This is a genomic window from Streptomyces sp. NPDC079141 (genome assembly GCF_040686775.1).
Taxonomy (GTDB): domain Bacteria; phylum Actinomycetota; class Actinomycetes; order Streptomycetales; family Streptomycetaceae; genus Streptomyces.
The window spans coordinates 382,826-399,663 of sequence record NZ_JBFBLP010000003.1 but is presented as its reverse complement, the minus strand read 5'-3'; the positions used below and the strand labels follow the sequence as shown (position 1 = coordinate 399,663).

Genomic DNA, 16,838 nt, shown 5'->3' with positions numbered 1-16,838 from the left:
ACCGGGAACCTTCCGCAGTGCCGAGACGGTGGTGCGCAGCGCCTCCGGCAGGATGGACGCCGATGCCTGCGGTGCCATGTCTCTCTCGCCTCCCGAGCAGATCCGTGCAGATCCGTGCAGATCCGTGCGGATCTCTTCTCGGTCCGGCGGGTTCCCGCATTACGCGTTGCGGAAAGGGCGACTCAGCCCACGGTGCAGGCGGTTCCGTTGAGTGTGAAAGCACCGGGCGACGCGCTGTTGCCGGTGTGGGTCGCCTGATAGCCGATGCTGACGCTCGCGTTCGGCGCGAGCGTGCCGTTGTACGAGGCGTTGGTCGCCGTGACGGCTCCGGAGGCCGGGGTGTACGTGGCGTTCCAGCCGTTGGTGATCGTCTGGCCGTTGGGCAGGGTGAAGCCGAGTTTCCAGCCGTTGACCGTCGTGGTGGAGGTGTTGGTGATCGTCACGGAGGCGGTCAGGCCGGTGTTCCAGGCGTTGGTGGTGACGCTGACCTTGCAGGGGCCGGCCGGGGGCTGGGGTGCGGGACCGTCGTCGTCCAGGCCGAAGAAGGCGATGGCGAGCGGGCCCATGACGCCGTAGCTGTAGAGGTTGTGGCCGACGCCCTGGAGGCTGATCGCCTCCACGGGGGCCTGGTCACCGGTGCCGCCGTAGCGGGTGCGGGTCCAGCCGGTGCGGGGCGAGTCGGTGGCGGCGGGGGTCTGGCCGAGGCCCTGCAGATTCGTCCACTGCTTGATCTCCTCCCCGAAGTTGGGGTAGCGCAGGACGTCGTCCTGGGTGCCGTGCCACAGCTGCATCCGCGGCCGGGGGCCGGTGTAGCCGGGGTGGGCGGTGCGGACGAGGTCGCCCCACTCCTGCGGGGTGCGGGTGATCGTGCCGTTCGCGCAGGCACTGTTCCACTCGGAGCCGTCGGTGGTGGCGAAGCAGCCGAACGGGACGCCCGCGAAGGCCGCGCCGGCCTCGAACACATCGGGGTAGAGGCCGAGCAGGACGTTCGTCATCATCGCGCCGGAGGAGATGCCGGTGGCGTAGATGCGGTCGGTGTCGGCGTCGTAGGTGCTGGTGACCCAGTCGACCATGGACTTGATGCCGACCGGGTCGCTGCCGCCGTCGCGGCGCAGCGCCTGGGGCGAGGCGACGTCGAAGCACTTGCTGGCGCGGGTGACCGAGGGGTAGATCACGATGAAGCCGTACTGGTCGGCGAGCGAGGCGTACTCGGTGCCGGAGTACATCGCCGGGCCGGATCCGGTGCAGTAGTGCACGGCCACCAGGACGGCGGGGTTGTCGGTGACGCTGTCCGGCACGTACACGTACATCTGCAGGTTGCTGGGGTTGGTGCCGAAGTTCGTGACTTCGGTGAGGGTGGCGGCGGGCACGACGTCGTCGGTGTCGGCGGATGCCGTGGGGGCGGTGAGGAGCAGGGCCGCCAGGAGCGTTGCGACGACGGTGCCGAGAGCCGCGTACAGCGGTCTTCTCGCGGTGGTGGGGGTGGGCACGTCCCTGTCCCTTTCTGGTCACGGCTCGTGGACGTGGTGCGAGGGGTTCAGCGGGAGGAGTCGGCCAGCATCGTGGCATGCACATGGCCGCCATGGAAGCGCTCCCACACTTCGAAAGAATTCGCTCGGGCGCCGAGCGGGAGGCATCCGGACGCATCGTGCGCAAGGCGTTGACTAGAAAGCGCTTGCCCTCTACGTTCCGTTCAGCAGTGTGACCGCGCGGGACCCCATGGGGCCCGCACGCCCGCACAGCCCGTGAGCGATGTTCAACATGGCGAACTTCGTTCACGCAGAAAATCCCTCTGCCCCCCACTGTCAGCAGAAGGAAAACGGGACATGACTTCACGGATCAACAGGCGCCGCGCCCTGGCCGGCACCCTCGCCTCACTCGGCATCACAGTTGGCATGATCACAACAGGAACGGCCCCGGCGGCACACGCCGCCACCTGGCCCACCCCCACGAGCAGCCAGCCGGTGAGCGCCACCATCCCCGTCTCCGGCGTCGTGGACGGCGGGATGAAGAAGTACTACGGCAGCGGCGACCTGGCCGGTGACGGCCAGGAGGAGGGCCAGGACCCGATCTTCCGGCTCGCGGCCGGAGCGACGCTGAAGAACGTCATCATCGGCGCGCCCGGCGCCGACGGCATCCACTGCGAGGGCAACTGCACCCTGCAGAACGTCTGGTGGGAGGACGTCGGCGAGGACGCGGCCACCTTCCGGGGCGGCTCCACCTACACGGTGACCGGCGGCGGCGCCAAGAAGGCGGCCGACAAGGTCTTCCAGCACAACGGCCCCGGCACGGTGAACATCTCCAACTTCGCCGTCAGCGAGTTCAAGACGCTGTACCGCTCGTGCGGCGACTGCTCCACGCAGTACACGCGCAAGGTCAACCTCAGCAACATCGAGGTCACCGGCACCGGCTCCACCGCCCGCCTGGTCGGCATCAACGTCAACCGCAACGACGTGGCGACACTGCGCGGCATCACGATCTACAACGACGCGAGCCGCAAGGTCATCCCCTGCCAGAAGTACAACAACAACACCGCGGTCGGCACCGGCCCGGACAGCACCAACTGCCTGTACTCCAGCTCGGACATCACCTACCGCTGATCCCCCCACGGTGGCGAAGGCGGCCGTACGAAGCGTTCCCGCACTGCGCTTCGCACGGCCGCCGGGTCATGCGCGAGCTCCACGCGCGCGTACCTCCTCGGTCAGCGTCCGCCGGTAATCGGCGTAGGCGGCCCGTAGCCGTGGCCCCGGCCAGCCGGTGGGGAGGAGTTCGGGCGGCAGTACGGGGTCGGCGAGGAGGTGGCGTACGACGGCGGCGTAGGCGGTGAAGCGGTCGGCGGGCCGGTCTGCCGTTTCGGCGTGGGTGAGCAGGGCGCGGGCCGTGTTCGACCAGGGCGTCAACGGCCAGAGGGTGTGGGCCAGTTCGTGTGCGGGGCGGTCGGGGCGCGCGGTGTAGCGCTGGGTCACCTCGTCGAGGCCGGCCGGCAGGGGGCGGCGCAGATTGGCCGGGCGCAGCCAGATGCCCTCGCGGAGTTCGGCGAGGCGCAGTGCGGTCAACCGGGTGCGCAGGTCGGCGCGTTCGGCGGGGCCGCGGCCCGACGCGGTGATCACGACCATCTCCCAGTCGCCGTCCCACGCGCGCGTGCGGGGCTGTACGGCGTCGTCCTGGCGGTGCTGGCGTTCCAGCAGCCGGTCGCTGAGGCGGTAGACGGTGTCCGTGCGGTGCAGGTCTCCGGCGGCCACCATGCGGCTGAGCGCGGCCCGCACGGTGGAGCCGCCCACGCCGAAGGGCTCCACCTGGCGCACCAGGTCCTTGACCGGCAGCTCGGGCGGGTGCGTGCCCAGCAGCAGGCTCAGGACGACCGAGCGCGCGGACAGCGGGCGCAGCTCGACCTCTCCGGCCTGCGCCGTCTCGTTCATCCGCATGACCACGTACTGTACGGCGCGGAATTCCATGTTGCAGGATTGCTGCGATTGTAGGGAGAGTGCAACACTCGGCCTATGGTCCTGACACCCGAGCACGAGCCCTACGCCACGCACGACGTCACCAACCAGCCCCCTCCCCTGGCGCCGTACGACGCCTCCGAGGACGCGGCCCTGATCGAGGGGCTGCGGCGCGAGGGCGCCGGGTGGGCCGAGGAGGACATCCGGCGGCTCGGCCCGGTCGCCGGCGGCACCGAAGCCCAGGAGTGGGGCGAGCTGGCCAACCGCCACGAGCCCGAACTGCGCCCGTACGACCGCTACGGCCACCGGGTCGACGAGGTCGACTTCCACCCCAGTTGGCACCACCTGATGCGGGTCGCCGTCGCCGAGGGACTGGCCGCGGCGCCCTGGGCGGAGGACCGGCCCGGTGCCCATGTGGCCCGGACCGCGGGCGGGCTGGTGTGGGGGCACACCGAGGCCGGGCACGGCTGCCCGACGTCGATGACGTACGCGGCCGTCCCCGCCCTGCGCGCGCAGCCCGACCTCGCCAAGGTCTACGAGCCCCTGCTGACCAGCCGGGAGTACGACCCCGGTCTGCGCGTGCCGACCGAGAAGCGGGGTCTGCTGGCGGGCATGGGGATGACCGAGAAGCAGGGCGGCTCGGACGTGCGGACCAACACCACCACGGCCACGCCGACCGCCGAGCCGGGCGTGTACACGCTGCGCGGCCACAAGTGGTTCACCTCGGCGCCCATGTGCGACGTCTTCCTGGTCCTGGCGCAGGCGCCGGGCGGCCTGTCGTGCTTCCTGGTGCCGCGGATCCTGCCCGACGGCAGCCGCAACACGTTCCGTATCCAGCGGCTCAAGGACAAGCTGGGCAACCGTTCCAACGCCTCCTCCGAGCCGGAGTTCGACGGGACCGTCGCCTGGCTGGTCGGCCCCGAGGGGCGGGGCGTCAAGACGATCATCGAGATGGTCAACTGCACCCGGCTGGACTGCGTGATGTCGTCGGCGACGCTGATGCGCAAGACGCTGGTGGAGGCCGGGCACCATGTGCGCCATCGCAGCGCGTTCGGGGCGCGGCTGCTCGACCAGCCGCTGATGCGCAATGTTCTGGCCGACCTCGCCCTTGAGTCCGAGGCCGCCACGACCCTCACGCTGCGGCTGGCGGGCGCGGCCGACCGTGCGGTGCGCGGCGACACCGGTGAGGCGGCGTTCCGCCGGATCGCCACCGCCGTCGGCAAGTACTGGGTCACCAAGCGGGGCCCGGCCTTCACCGCGGAGGCCCTGGAGTGCCTCGGCGGCAACGGCTACGTGGAGGAGTCGGGCATGCCCCGCCACTACCGCGAGGCTCCCCTGCTCTCGATCTGGGAGGGCTCGGGCAACGTCAACGCCCTCGACGTACTGCGGGCTCTGGGCCGGGATTCCGCCACCGCCGAGGCCCTCTTCGCCGAACTCGCCCTGGCGCGGGGGGCGGACGCCCGGCTGGACGCGGCCGTGACGCGGCTGAAGGCGCAGTTGTCCGAGGCGTCGCAGCCCGGCGCCCGTCGGCTGGTGGAGCTGATGGCGCTGACGCTGCAGGCCTCGCTGCTGGTCCGGCACGCCCCGGCCCCGGTCGCCGACGCGTTCTGCGCGACCCGCCTGGGCGGCGACTGGGGCCATGCCTTCGGCACCCTGCCCGACAGCGCGGACCTGGACACGATCCTGGACCGGGCGCTGCCCGGGACGCCCTGACCGGATCGCACACAGTTACGCATCGATTCCGCTTCGTTGTCAGTCCCGTGGTGCAGACTCCGAATCAGTGGCAGTTCGCCTGGGGAGGACAACGTGTTCACGGGGATCGACGAGGTCGACTGGGCCTCGATGCGCCATGCGTACGGCAGTGCGGAGGACGTTCCCGGGCTCCTGAGGGGTCTGGCCTCCGCGGACCCCGCCGAGCGAGAGACCGCGCTCGACGGCATGTACGGCGCTGTGCACCACCAGGGAGATGTGTACGACTCGACGCTGGCCTGCGTTCCGTTCCTGTTCGCGCTCGCGGCGCGGCAGGACGTGCTGGACCGGGGCGGCATCGTGGAACTCCTCGTCAGCATCGGCGGCGAGGAGGAGGGCGAGGGCGCGTATGCGCAGGCCCGGGCGGCGGTCCGGGCCGGCGCCGACGTCTTCGCCGAGCTGGCCGGGGACACCGACCTCGGCGTGCGCCGGGCGGCGCCGAAGGCGCTGGTGCGGTTCCTGCCCGAACCGGCGCGGGTGCTCGGCCTGTTGCAGGAGCGCATCAGAGTGGAGCGGGACGACCGGGTCCTGCTCGCCCTGACCGAGAGTCTCGGGCTCTTCGCCCGGCGGTACCCCGCGCACGCCGACGCCGCGGTGGACCTGCTGGTCGCGCAGAGCGCGCCGCCGTACGCCCCCGGGCTGCGGCTCGCCGCGCTGGGCCGGCTCGCCGGCTGCGCTCCCGAGCGGCTGCCTGCCGATCTGGTGCCCACCGCCGTCCGGCTGCTGAGGGAGCGCTCCGCGCGGCGCACGCCCGGGATCTGTGAGGCCGTGGCTGCGGGCACGGACACGCTCGTCGGGCGGCTGCGCAGGCTGCGGCCCTCGGACGAGGAGGGCTCGCATCTGCTGCGCACCCTGCACCTGGCGCTGGACGGCCGGGTGGACGACCGGATCGCCCTGCTGGTCGGGCAGTTGAGCAGCCCGGACTCCACCGACCGGTGCAACGCGGTGTGGATGTCGGGGGTGCTGTTTCGCGAGTGGCGCGCCGACTACCGCGAGCCCGTCGCGCTGATCGGGGCGCAACTGGCCGCGCAGGAGGACCGGTTGCGCGAGGCGGCGGTGGCCGTGCTGCAGGACCTGTTCGGCCTGGCGGCTCCGGCCGCCGACGACCTCCATGCGCTGGTCGGCTCCCGCCCCGATCTGTGGGTACGGCAGTGGGAGGGCGGCGGGCGGACGCTGGGCGGCCCGGTCAAGGCCCTGGCCCGCAGCGGGGACCGGCGTGCGGTGCCGGTGCTGGCCCGGCTGCTGGAGCAACCGGACCCGCCGGACGACCTGGGGCGGGAGCTCGTCCACTTGGGCCCGGACGCGGCCCCGCTGGCGCCCGCGCTGCGGCGCAGGCTCGGTGCCGTCGCCCTCGACTCCCCCGACGCGTCCCGCCTGGCGCCCCCGCTGTTGCTCGCGCTGCAGGCGCTGGGGGACGCGGAGGCCGTGCCGGAGGTGCTGCGGCTGCTGACACACCCACGCCCGCAGGACGCGCTGGCGGGTTACGCGGTCCGGGCCCTCGGCTCGTTCGGGCCGGCCGCCCGCGCGGCGATACCGGTGCTGCGCGGCCTGCTGGACGGCGCGTACGCCTCCGCGGCGGCGGGCGCCCTGTGGGCGGTGGAGGGGGACGCGTCCGTCGTCCTGCCCGTCCTGCTGCGCGAGGCGGAGGGCGCGGATTCCTGTGGGCGCCGGCGGGCGGCCGAGGAGCTGGGGCGGCTGGGGCCGTCGGCCCGTGCCGGGCTGCCGGTGCTCCGGCGTATGACCGAGGCGGAGTGGCTCTGGGAGCGGACGTCGGCGGCGTGCGCCCTGTGGCGCGTGGGCGGGGATCCAGAACCCGTCATTCCGGTGCTGCGTTCGGCCTGGGGGGACAATCCCCACACCCGCCTCACCATCGCCGGCTGCCTCGCCGAGATGGGCGGCGCCGCCTTGCCGCTGCACGACCTGGTGGCGGCGGAACTCGCCGCGCCGCGGCGGCATACGGCGCAGCAGGGTGTGCACGGCAGCGACGAGACGCCGAAAGGGGACGAGGAGCTGTTGGAGAGGTGCCGGGAGGTGCTGATGGGTGCGGGGCGGTGAGAGGACGCGTCCCTTCAGCCCGCCGTGTGCGGGGCGGCGACGACGCGTCCCTTCAGCCCGCCGTCCGCCCCCACGACGGCCCGAACCGCGCCCACTCGGTGTCCCACCGGTCGACGCGCCGCCGTTCCAGAGGGCCGCACAGCATCCGGCCGCCGACGACGGGCAGGGCGGCCGCGCAGGCCCCCACCAGAGCGCCCGCCAGCGCGGCCCGCACACGGGCCTGGGAGGCGGTGGCGGGCTCGGTGACCAGGCGTCCTTCTCGGTCCGTCCAGACGGTGACAGCGGTCCCTGCCTCGCTGCCCTGACGGACCCGCGCCTGGCCGGTGCGGAAGGAGCCGTCGGGGGCGGTCCAGCTCACCTTCGCCCACACGAGCGCGCCGCCCGACGCCGTAGCGTGCGGATCGAAGGCACCGGTCGCCCGGTCCGTGAGCCGGGCCTCGACCGGGCGCCACTCGGCGCGCTCGCGGGCCAGCCCGTGCTCGACGGAACCGGCCGTCGTCAGACCGACGACCACGCCGACGAGGACGGTGAGCGCGCAGGCCGCCAGCAGCACCCAGGTCTCCACCACATCGGCGCGGCGCTTGAGCGGATTGCGCCGCAGGCGCCAGAGCCACACCCTCGGACCACGGAACGCCATCGAAGGCTTCCTCCTCATGAGCGCACGAACATGCCGGACCGCCCTCCCATACGACTGGCGGCCTCTCGATGCTCACGACACGTACTTGGTCCCGACCGTCGCACGGTCTCCCGGCCCGCGAAGGCGTCTTGCCGAAACGCCCCCGCAGAACCTTGCCCCGGGCTATCATCGCCGCTCTGACCTGCGACGGAGCCGTTTCCAGAGGTGACTGTCAGTGGCGGGGTGCAGACTGGCCCGTGGCTTGGACAACGACGTCGCGGAGGTGATCGGCATGACCGAGGTACTGCTCGCCGTGGGCACGCGCAAGGGCCTGTTCATCGGGCGCAGGCGAGGTGGCGCCTGGGAGTTCGACGAGAGTCCCTACTTCAACGCACAGGCCGTGTACTCGGTCGCGATCGACACCCGCGGCGAGCGCCCGCGGCTGCTGGCCGGTGGCGACAGCGCGCACTGGGGCCCGTCCGTGTTCCACTCCGACGACCTGGGGCGCAGCTGGACCGAACCGGCGCAGCCGGCGGTCAAGTTCCCCAAGGAGACGGGGGCTTCGCTGGAGCGGGTGTGGCAGCTGCACCCGGCGGCCGCGGAACCGGGCGTGGTCTACGCGGGCACGGAACCGGCCGCGCTGTACCGCTCCGAGGACCGCGGCGAGACCTTTGAGCTGGTCCGCCCGCTGTGGGAGCACCCCACGCGCTCGCAGTGGGTGCCGGGCGGCGGCGGGGAGGGTCTGCACACGGTGCTCACCGACGAGCGGGACGCCGGTTCGGTGACCGTGGCCGTCTCGACCGCGGGGGTGTTCCGCACCGCGGACGGCGGGGCGAGCTGGGCGCCGTCCAACTCCGGTGTCTCCGCGGTGTTCCTGCCGGATCCCAACCCCGAGTTCGGCCAGTGCGTGCACAAGGTGGCCCGGGACGCGGCGAACCCGGACCGGCTGTACCTGCAGAACCACTGGGGGGTGTACCGCAGCGACGACGCGGGGGCGCACTGGACGGACATCGGCGAGGGCCTGCCGTCCACGTTCGGTTTCGCGGTCGCCGCCCATCCGCACCGCGGTGACACGGCGTACGTCTTCCCGATCAACGCCGACTCCGACCGGGTGCCCGCCGACCGGCGCTGCCGGGTCTTCCGTACGGCGGACGCGGGCAAGACGTGGGAGCCGCTGGCGGCCGGGCTGCCGGAGGGCGACCACTTCGGCACGGTGCTGCGCGACGCCCTGTGCACCGACGACGCGGACCCGGCGGGCGTGTACTTCGGCAACCGCAACGGCGAGGTGTACGCCTCCGCCGACGACGGCGACACCTGGCGGCAGCTGGCCTCCCATCTGCCGGACGTGCTGTGCGTGCGGGCCGCGGTGGTCGGATGAGCCGTCGAGGGGCAGGGGCCAGCCTTGGCCACCGGTTGATCGCCGCCGCCTGTACGGCAGTAGGGTGACGGCCGTGGCACCACGACCCTTGCATGAAATCGTCGAACCGGGCTGGGCGAAGGCCCTCGAACCCGTCGCCGGACGGATCGCCGAGATGGGCGACTTCCTGCGCGCGGAGATCGCCGCGGGACGCACCTATCTCCCGGCCGGACCGAACGTCCTGCGGGCCTTCCAGCAGCCCTTCGACGACGTAAGGGTCCTGATCGTCGGTCAGGACCCGTATCCGACACCGGGACACGCGGTGGGCCTGTCGTTCTCGGTCGCGCCCGACGTGCGTCCGCTGCCCGGCAGTCTCATCAACATCTTCCGCGAGCTGAACACCGATCTCGGGCTGCCGCAGCCGTCCAGCGGCGATCTGACGCCCTGGACGCAGCAGGGTGTGCTGCTGCTCAACAGGGCGCTCACCACGGCCCCGCGCAAACCGGGCGCGCACCGCGACAAGGGCTGGGAGGCGGTCACCGAGCAGGCGATACGGGCGCTGGCGGCGCGTGGCAAGCCGCTGGTCTCCATCCTGTGGGGCCGCGACGCCCGTAACCTCCGGCCGCTCCTGGGCAACCTGCCGTCGGTGGAGTCCGCCCATCCCTCCCCGATGTCGGCCGATCGCGGTTTCTTCGGCTCGCGCCCGTTCAGCAGGGCCAACGACCTGCTGATCAGGCAGGGGGGTCAGCCGGTGGACTGGCGCCTGCCGTGACCTCCGGCGCAGGCATCCTGGCGGTCGACTCCGGGGGCTCCGGACTGCGGGTCGTCGTCGGCTCGGCGGACGGCGGCGAGGCGGGCCCACGACGGTCGCGGGAGCCGGTGCGTACCGGCCCCCGGGGCATCGACCCGGGGCACTTCATGGAGCAACTGGTCCCCATGGTGCGTGCCTTGACCGCCGAGAGCGGGATCACGGACCTGGGCACGGCGGCGATCGGTGCCGCCGGGCTGACCAGCCTGGGCGACGCCCTGCGCGCGGAGTTGCCGGGCGCGCTGGGGCGGGAGTTCGGGGTGCGCAGGGTGGCTCTCGTCGCCGACGGCGTGACCGCCTACACCGGCGCCCTGGGGCCGGTGCCGGGCGCCGTGCTCGCCGGTGGCACCGGGCTGATCGCGATCGGCACCGATCTGACCCGCTGGCGGCGCGCGGACGGCTGGGGCCATCTGCTCGGCGACTGCGGCAGCGGCGCCTGGATCGGGCGGGCCGGTCTGGAGGCGGCGATGCGCGCCCACGACGGGCGGCCCGGCGGCTCCGCCGGACTGCGGGCCAGGGCCGAGGAGTTGTTCGGCCCGCTGGCCGGCCTGCCCGGCAAGCTCTACCCGCGCCCCGACCGTCCCGCCGTACTCGCCTCCTTCGCCCCCCAGGTGGCCGTCTGCGCCGACGGGGATCCGGTCGCCGAGGGCATCCTGCGCACAGCGGCCGGGCACATCGCCGAGTCCGCGGCGGCCGTCTGCCCGGACACGGCGGACGCGCAAGTGGCGCTCACCGGAGGCCTGTTCCAGCTCGGCGAGCCGCTCCTCGTACCCCTGGAGAAGGAGTTGGCACGGCGGCTGCCGCAGGCCCGCCGGGTACCGAGCGCCGGGGACCCCCTGCGGGGCGCGGTGTGCATCGCGAGGGACCTCGCCCACGACGCGCTCACTCTGCCGAGTGACGAGACGATGCTCTACGTGGTGACCGAAAAGAGCGGTTGACATCCACCCGCGCGTTGCCCATCGACAAACCGGACGACACACGCTGATCACTTCTGATCCGCACGTAACTCATCAGACAAAACCGGACGGATACCGCTCACCTGCACCCTCCCCGAACAGGGGAACCCAGGAAGCCAGTAACATGCGGCGCCATGAGCTCCCCCACTGGGCCCGCGTCCGGCCTGCCAGTACGAATGCCGCGCCCCCGTCAGCCCGGGCGGCACCGCCGACCCGAGCCCCTGGCCGCACCCGAGGGCGCGCCCGCGCTCGTCCTCGCCGTGCCGGGCACGCCCGGCGCGGCCACGCGCAGCCTCGCCGAGGAGGTCGTGAGCATCGCCCGCTCCGAGCTGCCCGGTCTGGACGCCCGGATCGGGTACCTCGACGGTGACGACTCGGAGTTCCCCACGCTCCAGAGCGTGCTCGCCCACACCGCACAGGAGCGCACCGCCCGCTACGAGCAGGCGATCGCCGCCGGCGTGGAGGTCAAGGAGCCCGAGGGACCGGTCGCCGTCGTCGTACCGCTGCTCGCCGGCCCGGACAACGCGCTGCTGCGCCAGGTCCGCCAGGCTGTGATGGACAGCCGTGTCGCCGCCGATCTGACCGACGCGCTCGGCCCGCACCCGCTGCTCGCCGAGGCGCTGCACGTGCGCCTGTCGGAGGCCGGTCTGGCCCGCGCCGACCGGGCCCGGCTGTTCACCGTGGCGACGGCCGCGGACGGCATCATCCTGGCCTCGGTGGGCGGCGAGGAGGCCGTGCAGGCGGCCGGGATCACCGGCATGCTGCTGGCGGCGCGGCTGGCTGTGCCGGTGATGGCGGCCGCGCTCGACCAGGAGGGTTCGATCGCGTCCGTGGCCGAGCAGCTGCGGTCGTCCGGCTCGCAGCAGCTGGCGCTGGCGCCGTACCTGATAGGGCCGGAGATCGACCCGGCCCTGGTCGAGGACGCGGCCAAGGAGGCGGGCTGCTCCGCCGCCGAGCCGCTCGGCCCCTACCCGGCCATCGGCAAGCTGGCCCTGGCCAAGTACACGACGGCGCTCGGCATCACCCCGCAGGCGCCGCACGGCACGCCGGTGCGCTGACGCACACAGCACCCGCAGCACGACGAAAGGGCCCGCTCCGAGCACGGAGCGGGCCCTTCTGCCTGCCGGGGCGTCCCTGGAGAGGGGCGGGGCTCAGGCGATGACCACGCAGGACGCTGCGGGGACCTCGACGGAGCCGCCGTAGCGGGGCAGGCCGGTCGCCGCGTCGACGGCGAACCAGGCCACGTCGCCGGAGCGCTCGTTGGCGGCGTACAGGAAGCCGCCGGCCTCGATGAGGGCCCGCGGCCAGTGGCCTCGGCAGGGCACGGTGCCGAGCAGGCGCAGGGTCTCCCCCTCGACGGCGAACGCGGACAGCACGTCCTCGCCGCGGGTGGCGGTCCATACGAAGCGGCCGTCGGGTGCGGCGACGATGCCCGACGGGTAGGCGTCGCCTGCCGGGGCGCCGGGCAGTACCGGGGTCTCGGCGAGGGGCTTGAGGGAGCCGTCGGCGGCGTCCCAGCGGCAGACGGTGACGGTAGGGGTGAGTTCGTTGGCCACGTAGGCGAGGGTGCCGTCGGGGTGGAAGGCCAGGTGGCGGGGGCCGGAGCCGGGGCGGAGTGCGTACTCGCCGCGGAGGTCGAGGTGGCCGTCGGTCAGGGTGCACACCCGTACCGAGTCGGTGCCGAGGTCGACGCTGACGGCCCAGCGGCCGGAGGGGTCGGCCTGGATCTGGTGGGCGTGGGGGGTCTGCTGGCGAGGGGTGTGCGGGCCGGAGCCGGTGTGGTGGAGTACGGCGCCGGGTGTGGTGTCCGTGAGGGTGCCGTCGGGGCGGAGGCGGACGGCGGTGACGCTTCCTGAGCCGTAGTTGGCGGTCAGGACGTGGCCGGCGTAGAGGCCGAGGTGGGTGGGGCCGCTGCCGTGTACGGGGACCGGTGGGCCGAGGGGGGCGGGCTTGCCGTCGGTGACCCGGTACGCGGCTACTGCGCCCTCGGACGTCTCGCTGACCGCGTAGAGGGTGTCGCCGTCGGGGGTCAGGGCGAGGTAGGACGGGTCGGGCAGGTCGGCGACGCTGTCCTGGAGGGTCAGTGCTCCGGTGTCCGGGGACACGGTTGCTGTCACGATGCCGGGGCCTCCGGCTGCCGTGAACGATCCGATGAAGGCCCGTCTGTGCCGCCTGGCGCCGTCTGCCACCGCTGTCCCCTCTCGGTCGGGTGCGTCCGGGGGTGACGGTAGCAGTCGATCATGCGCGGTCTAGACCAAGTGGGTGGGGTGTGCCGCGCCGCACGGGTTTTCGCCCCCGCCGCCCCTACCCATTCCCGTCCTCCAGGGGTGCCGCCCCTTCGACCCCGCCGGGGGCTCCGCCCCCTGAACCCCCGCGGGGCTCCGCCCCCGCACCCCACCAGGGGCTCCGCCCCTGGACCCCGTCGGCCTCAACGGCCTCGTCCTCAAACGCCGGACGGGCTGGAAATACCGACCGGCACCCAGATGCGCCGCCACTGAGGCTGCGCCCCAGCGGGTGGGTGGGGGCTATCGAGGGCAGCGAGCGCATCACCCGTTCCCTACTGGACCGTGTCCCCGTCGACCACGCAGCGGAGCAGGGTGCTCGACGAGCTTGAAGGGCGTTTCGCCCCCTCCCTCATGAGTGAGCCGGCCCGCCCCGGTTCCCCTTCGCTCTAGTCCTGCGGAGCTGGGGCGAGCACCATGTGGCAGTCCGACCAAGCAGGTTGGCTCAGCAAGGGCTGGAATCGGGCGAACAGGGCGAGGAGTTCGGCCCCCCACTTCTCGCGAAAGACAGGATCAATGCGGGCAAGGTCGAGTTCGTTGGCGGCGGACAACTCGGCGAAGTCACGCCGAAGTTGCGGCTCCGGAGTGTGGAGACGGCCGGTGAAGCGATTCCGGAAGGCTCCGTCGGCATCTGCGAGCGTCGGATAGGTGGCCTTCCGGTCACACGACGCGTAGAGATACACAATGGCTTCAGCCTCGGCACCGATCACCGCTGCGAGTTCGGTGCGGCGGTGCGGGGACAGCAAGGCGGTAGGGAAGCCGTCGGTGCCGTAGAAGGCGTGGCACAGGCCCGCGACCTGGAGGGCGGGGCGGGCGCCCCATACGGCGAGTTGTCCCTGGACGCGCTGGAGATGGGCGACGAGAGTGCCGCCCGGATGGGCGATGTCCGCAGCACCGAGCTTGCGCAGTAGCGCCATGGCCTGGTCGGCAGCGGTAGGAGAAGCAGGCACAGGGCGGTGTCCTTCCGTCTCTTGAGGTCGGCACCCGTCCGCGCCTTCGCCTGTGGTCCGGATCCTGCGAAAGCACCGGACGGGTTGCCGCCTGGGCCCTGCACTGATCATCCTGGACTCCCGTAACCCCAGTCAATCCTATGGATTTCTAGCTATACCCAAGCTATAGCTAGGGGTTATGACTTTGGAGGACCTGCGCATCTTCGTGGCCGTGTGCAGAGCGGGAAGCCTCAGCGCCGTCGCCCGGGAGCTGAACTGCACGCAGTCAGCGGTGAGCCAGCATGTGAAGCGGTTGGAGCGAGAGGCCGGTGTGAGCCTCCTGGAGCGCCAGCCACGAGGCGTCGTGCCCACACACGCGGGGCGCGTCCTGTGCGACGCCGCCGCGGACAGCATCGCCGGACTGGATCTGGCCCTGCGGCGTCTCGGGGACCTCGTCAACGGCGACAGCGGCTCCGTGCGCGTCACCACGGGCGGAACAACCGTGCGGCACTTCATGTCCGAGGCCATCGTCGCCTTCCGGCAGCGCTACCCGAAGGTCAGTCTGGAGTTCCGGACAGAGACCTCCAGCCGCAACTGCTTCGACGCCCTCACCGCCGGCAACCTGGACCTCGCCTGGGTCACGATCGGCGGCCCAGTGCGCGGTATCGAGCAGCGCCCCGTCGTCGCCCTGCCCTGGGTACTGGCTGTCCGCGCCGACGATCCGCTCGCGGGCCGGCCCTGTGTCAACACAGCCGAATTCAGCGACATCAGCCTCATCCGACTCCCTCAGAACTCCACCTCAGGCGCCCGCCTTGACGCCGCGTTCGCCGAACTCGGTGTCCGAAGCAGCTCCGACACCAGCGTCGCCGACTGGGACACCGCCCTCCTGCTGGCGGAGCTCGGGCTCGGCCACGCCGTCGTGCCCGTTCTGCCCGGCTGGGAGGTACCCGGTGACGGTCCCCTCCGCCTTGTCCCCATCCCCGATCTGCCCCCGCTCCCGGTCGGCTGGGCTGTCCGCCGCTGGGACTCCCTCACCCCGCTCGCCCGGGTCTTCGCCGATACCGTCGCCCGCAGCTGTACGGAGAAGTCCGCCAACGCACAGCCCCAGCACGGAGCACGTCCGATGACGTCAGGCGCCCACCAACCGTGACCCCGACGGAGTCCGCAGTGGTGTGGCCAGTTCGGTGAGGGCCTGTTCCAGGCTGTGCAGGTGGGTCAGGGCCGGTTCCGTGACGGGGGGCTGTGCGGTCGTGACAGTGAACGTCTCCGGGCCGCCCGTGAGGGCTTCCACCGCCGCTTCCACTCGCCAGCACGCGGCGGCGAGGCGGGCGTCGTGGGAGGCGATGGGGTCGGCGGCCACGGTCACGAGGCCACGGATCTCGCGGGCGCAGTCGTCGAGGAGGGTGAGGACCTGGCGGGCGCGGTGCTTACGGCGTCGCATCGGGTTCAGTGGGTGGACCAGGGGGGCGACGGAGAGGCGGACGCGGGCCAGTAGTTGTTCGAGTTCGGCCACTCTGGAGGCGGGGTCCGCGGTCGTGGAGCCGGACAGGCGGGCCGCTGCCTCGGCGGTGGCCGCGTGGACGCAGCGCAGGGCCCGCTGGATCCAGGCGTCGGTCACCGCGTGGGTGGTCACGGGGAGCACGAAGAGTACGGCCAGGACGGCGCCGAGCGCGCCCACGCCGGTCTCCGCCAGGCGCAGCGCCAGCAGGGCGGGATCGAGGACGCCGAGAAGGCCGTAGAGGAGCTCGGCGAGGATGGTTACGCAGAGCATCATCCACGTGTAGGACACCGCTGCCGTGTAGAAGATGCCGAAGACGCAGGCGGTGAGTATGGCGGCTGATGGGATCGTGGCGCCCTGCAGGGGGACCGCTATCAGCAGGCCCAGGGCTATGCCGATCACCGTGCCGAGGACCCGGCGGAAGCCGCGGACCAGGGTCTCGCCGCGGGAGGTGGTGTTGACGAAGACCCACCAGGTGGCGCCTACGGCCCAGTACCAGCGCTCCCCCGAGACCAGCTGGCCGACGACCAGGGCGAAGCCGGCGCCGGCGGTCGCCTGGACGGCCTGGCGCGTGGTCACTCGGGCCAGGCCGGTGCCGCCCGGCGGCGCGGGGACGGCGGCCGGGGGCAGGCGGCGCTCGTAGCACCACAGGCCGAAGCGGACCGCGGAGGCCACGAGGAGGGAGAGGAGGACGGCGGCGTAGAGCTCGGGGAGCTGGGGCGGGGTGGCCTGGAGGAACTGCGCCACGAAGAAGGTCATGAACGCGAAGACGCCCAGGCTGTGGCCGCGCGGACCCCAGCGGCGCGCGTACACGCCCGCGCCGACGACCGCGAGGAAGGTGAGGTCGCGGGCGAGCGGGTGGTCGTGGAGTCCGGCCGCCGCGGCGAGCACGGGCAGGCCGACCAGCGGCAGCAGCGCGGTGGTGACCGCCTGCCCGCGCACCGTGGAGTCGGTGACCGTGAACAGGGCGAGCAGCGCGGCGAGGCCGCCGGTGACGGCGCCGACGAGGGAGTGTCCGGCGAGGCCGCAGACCACGACCGCGAGCCCGATCCCGAGCACGGCACGCACGGCGAAGCGCAGCCGTACGCGGCCCGGGTCCGGAGCCATGAACACCCTCTTCAGCACTGCTTCGCGCCCCCATCGAC

The 16,838-nt window shown here is 72.6% G+C and carries 14 protein-coding genes; 8 read left to right on the top strand and 6 right to left on the bottom strand.

Features of this window, described 5'->3' with window-relative positions:
• Positions 1–182 precede the first annotated feature (182 nt).
• Positions 183–1,490, bottom strand: a complete 1,308-nt coding sequence (locus tag AB0Q90_RS11520) for a PHB depolymerase family esterase (RefSeq protein ID WP_363160472.1) — start codon at positions 1,488–1,490, stop codon at positions 183–185.
• A gap of 336 nt (positions 1,491–1,826) precedes the next feature.
• On the opposite strand from AB0Q90_RS11520, the gene AB0Q90_RS11515 reads away from it, so the two are divergent.
• Positions 1,827–2,600, top strand: a complete 774-nt coding sequence (locus tag AB0Q90_RS11515) for a pectate lyase (RefSeq protein ID WP_363160471.1) — start codon at positions 1,827–1,829, stop codon at positions 2,598–2,600.
• Positions 2,601–2,666: 66 nt separating this feature from the next.
• On the opposite strand, the gene AB0Q90_RS11510 is transcribed toward AB0Q90_RS11515, so the two are convergent.
• Positions 2,667–3,425 carry a PaaX family transcriptional regulator C-terminal domain-containing protein gene (locus AB0Q90_RS11510; protein ID WP_363160470.1) on the bottom strand — a complete coding sequence of 253 codons (759 nt, stop codon included), beginning with the start codon at positions 3,423–3,425 and terminating at the stop codon, positions 2,667–2,669.
• A 75-nt stretch (positions 3,426–3,500) separates the two neighbouring features.
• Between AB0Q90_RS11510 and AB0Q90_RS11505 the strand changes: the two genes are divergently transcribed.
• The gene (locus AB0Q90_RS11505; protein WP_363160469.1) at positions 3,501–5,156 is read left to right on the top strand and encodes an acyl-CoA dehydrogenase family protein; all 1,656 of its coding nucleotides are present in this window, start codon (positions 3,501–3,503) and stop codon (positions 5,154–5,156) included.
• Between the two features lie 93 nt (positions 5,157–5,249).
• The gene (locus tag AB0Q90_RS11500) at positions 5,250–7,247 is read left to right on the top strand and encodes a HEAT repeat domain-containing protein (RefSeq protein WP_363160468.1); all 1,998 of its coding nucleotides are present in this window, start codon (positions 5,250–5,252) and stop codon (positions 7,245–7,247) included.
• A 52-nt stretch (positions 7,248–7,299) separates the two neighbouring features.
• Here the strand turns inward: AB0Q90_RS11500 and AB0Q90_RS11495 are convergent, their stop codons facing one another.
• Positions 7,300–7,884: a hypothetical protein gene (locus AB0Q90_RS11495; RefSeq protein WP_363160467.1), complete on the bottom strand. Its 585-nt coding sequence runs from the start codon at positions 7,882–7,884 to the stop codon at positions 7,300–7,302.
• A gap of 271 nt (positions 7,885–8,155) precedes the next feature.
• Between AB0Q90_RS11495 and AB0Q90_RS11490 the strand changes: the two genes are divergently transcribed.
• The 4 genes from AB0Q90_RS11490 (at position 8,156) to AB0Q90_RS11475 (ending at position 12,042) form a co-directional block, all read left to right on the top strand.
• Entirely contained in the window at positions 8,156–9,241 is a 1,086-nt protein-coding gene (locus AB0Q90_RS11490) for an exo-alpha-sialidase (protein ID WP_363160466.1), read from the top strand.
• A gap of 73 nt (positions 9,242–9,314) precedes the next feature.
• Positions 9,315–9,992 carry a uracil-DNA glycosylase gene (locus tag AB0Q90_RS11485; protein WP_363160465.1) on the top strand — a complete coding sequence of 226 codons (678 nt, stop codon included), beginning with the start codon at positions 9,315–9,317 and terminating at the stop codon, positions 9,990–9,992.
• Entirely contained in the window at positions 9,989–10,966 is a 978-nt protein-coding gene (locus AB0Q90_RS11480) for a BadF/BadG/BcrA/BcrD ATPase family protein (protein WP_363160464.1), read from the top strand. The genes AB0Q90_RS11485 and AB0Q90_RS11480 overlap by 4 nt, the downstream gene beginning before the upstream one ends.
• 152 nt (positions 10,967–11,118) lie before the next feature.
• Positions 11,119–12,042, top strand: a complete 924-nt coding sequence (locus tag AB0Q90_RS11475) for a hypothetical protein (RefSeq protein WP_363160463.1) — start codon at positions 11,119–11,121, stop codon at positions 12,040–12,042.
• Between the two features lie 93 nt (positions 12,043–12,135).
• On the opposite strand, the gene AB0Q90_RS11470 is transcribed toward AB0Q90_RS11475, so the two are convergent.
• The gene (locus AB0Q90_RS11470; protein ID WP_363160462.1) at positions 12,136–13,173 is read right to left on the bottom strand and encodes a lactonase family protein; all 1,038 of its coding nucleotides are present in this window, start codon (positions 13,171–13,173) and stop codon (positions 12,136–12,138) included.
• A 482-nt stretch (positions 13,174–13,655) separates the two neighbouring features.
• Entirely contained in the window at positions 13,656–14,183 is a 528-nt protein-coding gene (locus AB0Q90_RS11465; RefSeq protein ID WP_363160461.1) for a DUF6817 domain-containing protein, read from the bottom strand.
• Positions 14,184–14,394: 211 nt separating this feature from the next.
• On the opposite strand from AB0Q90_RS11465, the gene AB0Q90_RS11460 reads away from it, so the two are divergent.
• On the top strand, positions 14,395–15,345 hold the full coding sequence (locus tag AB0Q90_RS11460) for a LysR family transcriptional regulator (RefSeq protein WP_363160460.1): 951 nt from the start codon (positions 14,395–14,397) through the stop codon (positions 15,343–15,345).
• Here the strand turns inward: AB0Q90_RS11460 and AB0Q90_RS11455 are convergent.
• Positions 15,325–16,818 (bottom strand): FUSC family protein, encoded by a 1,494-nt coding sequence (locus AB0Q90_RS11455; RefSeq protein ID WP_363160459.1) that lies wholly within the window; start codon positions 16,816–16,818, stop codon positions 15,325–15,327. The two genes, AB0Q90_RS11460 and AB0Q90_RS11455, sit on opposite strands and share 21 nt — an antisense overlap.
• Positions 16,819–16,838: the final 20 nt, after the last annotated feature.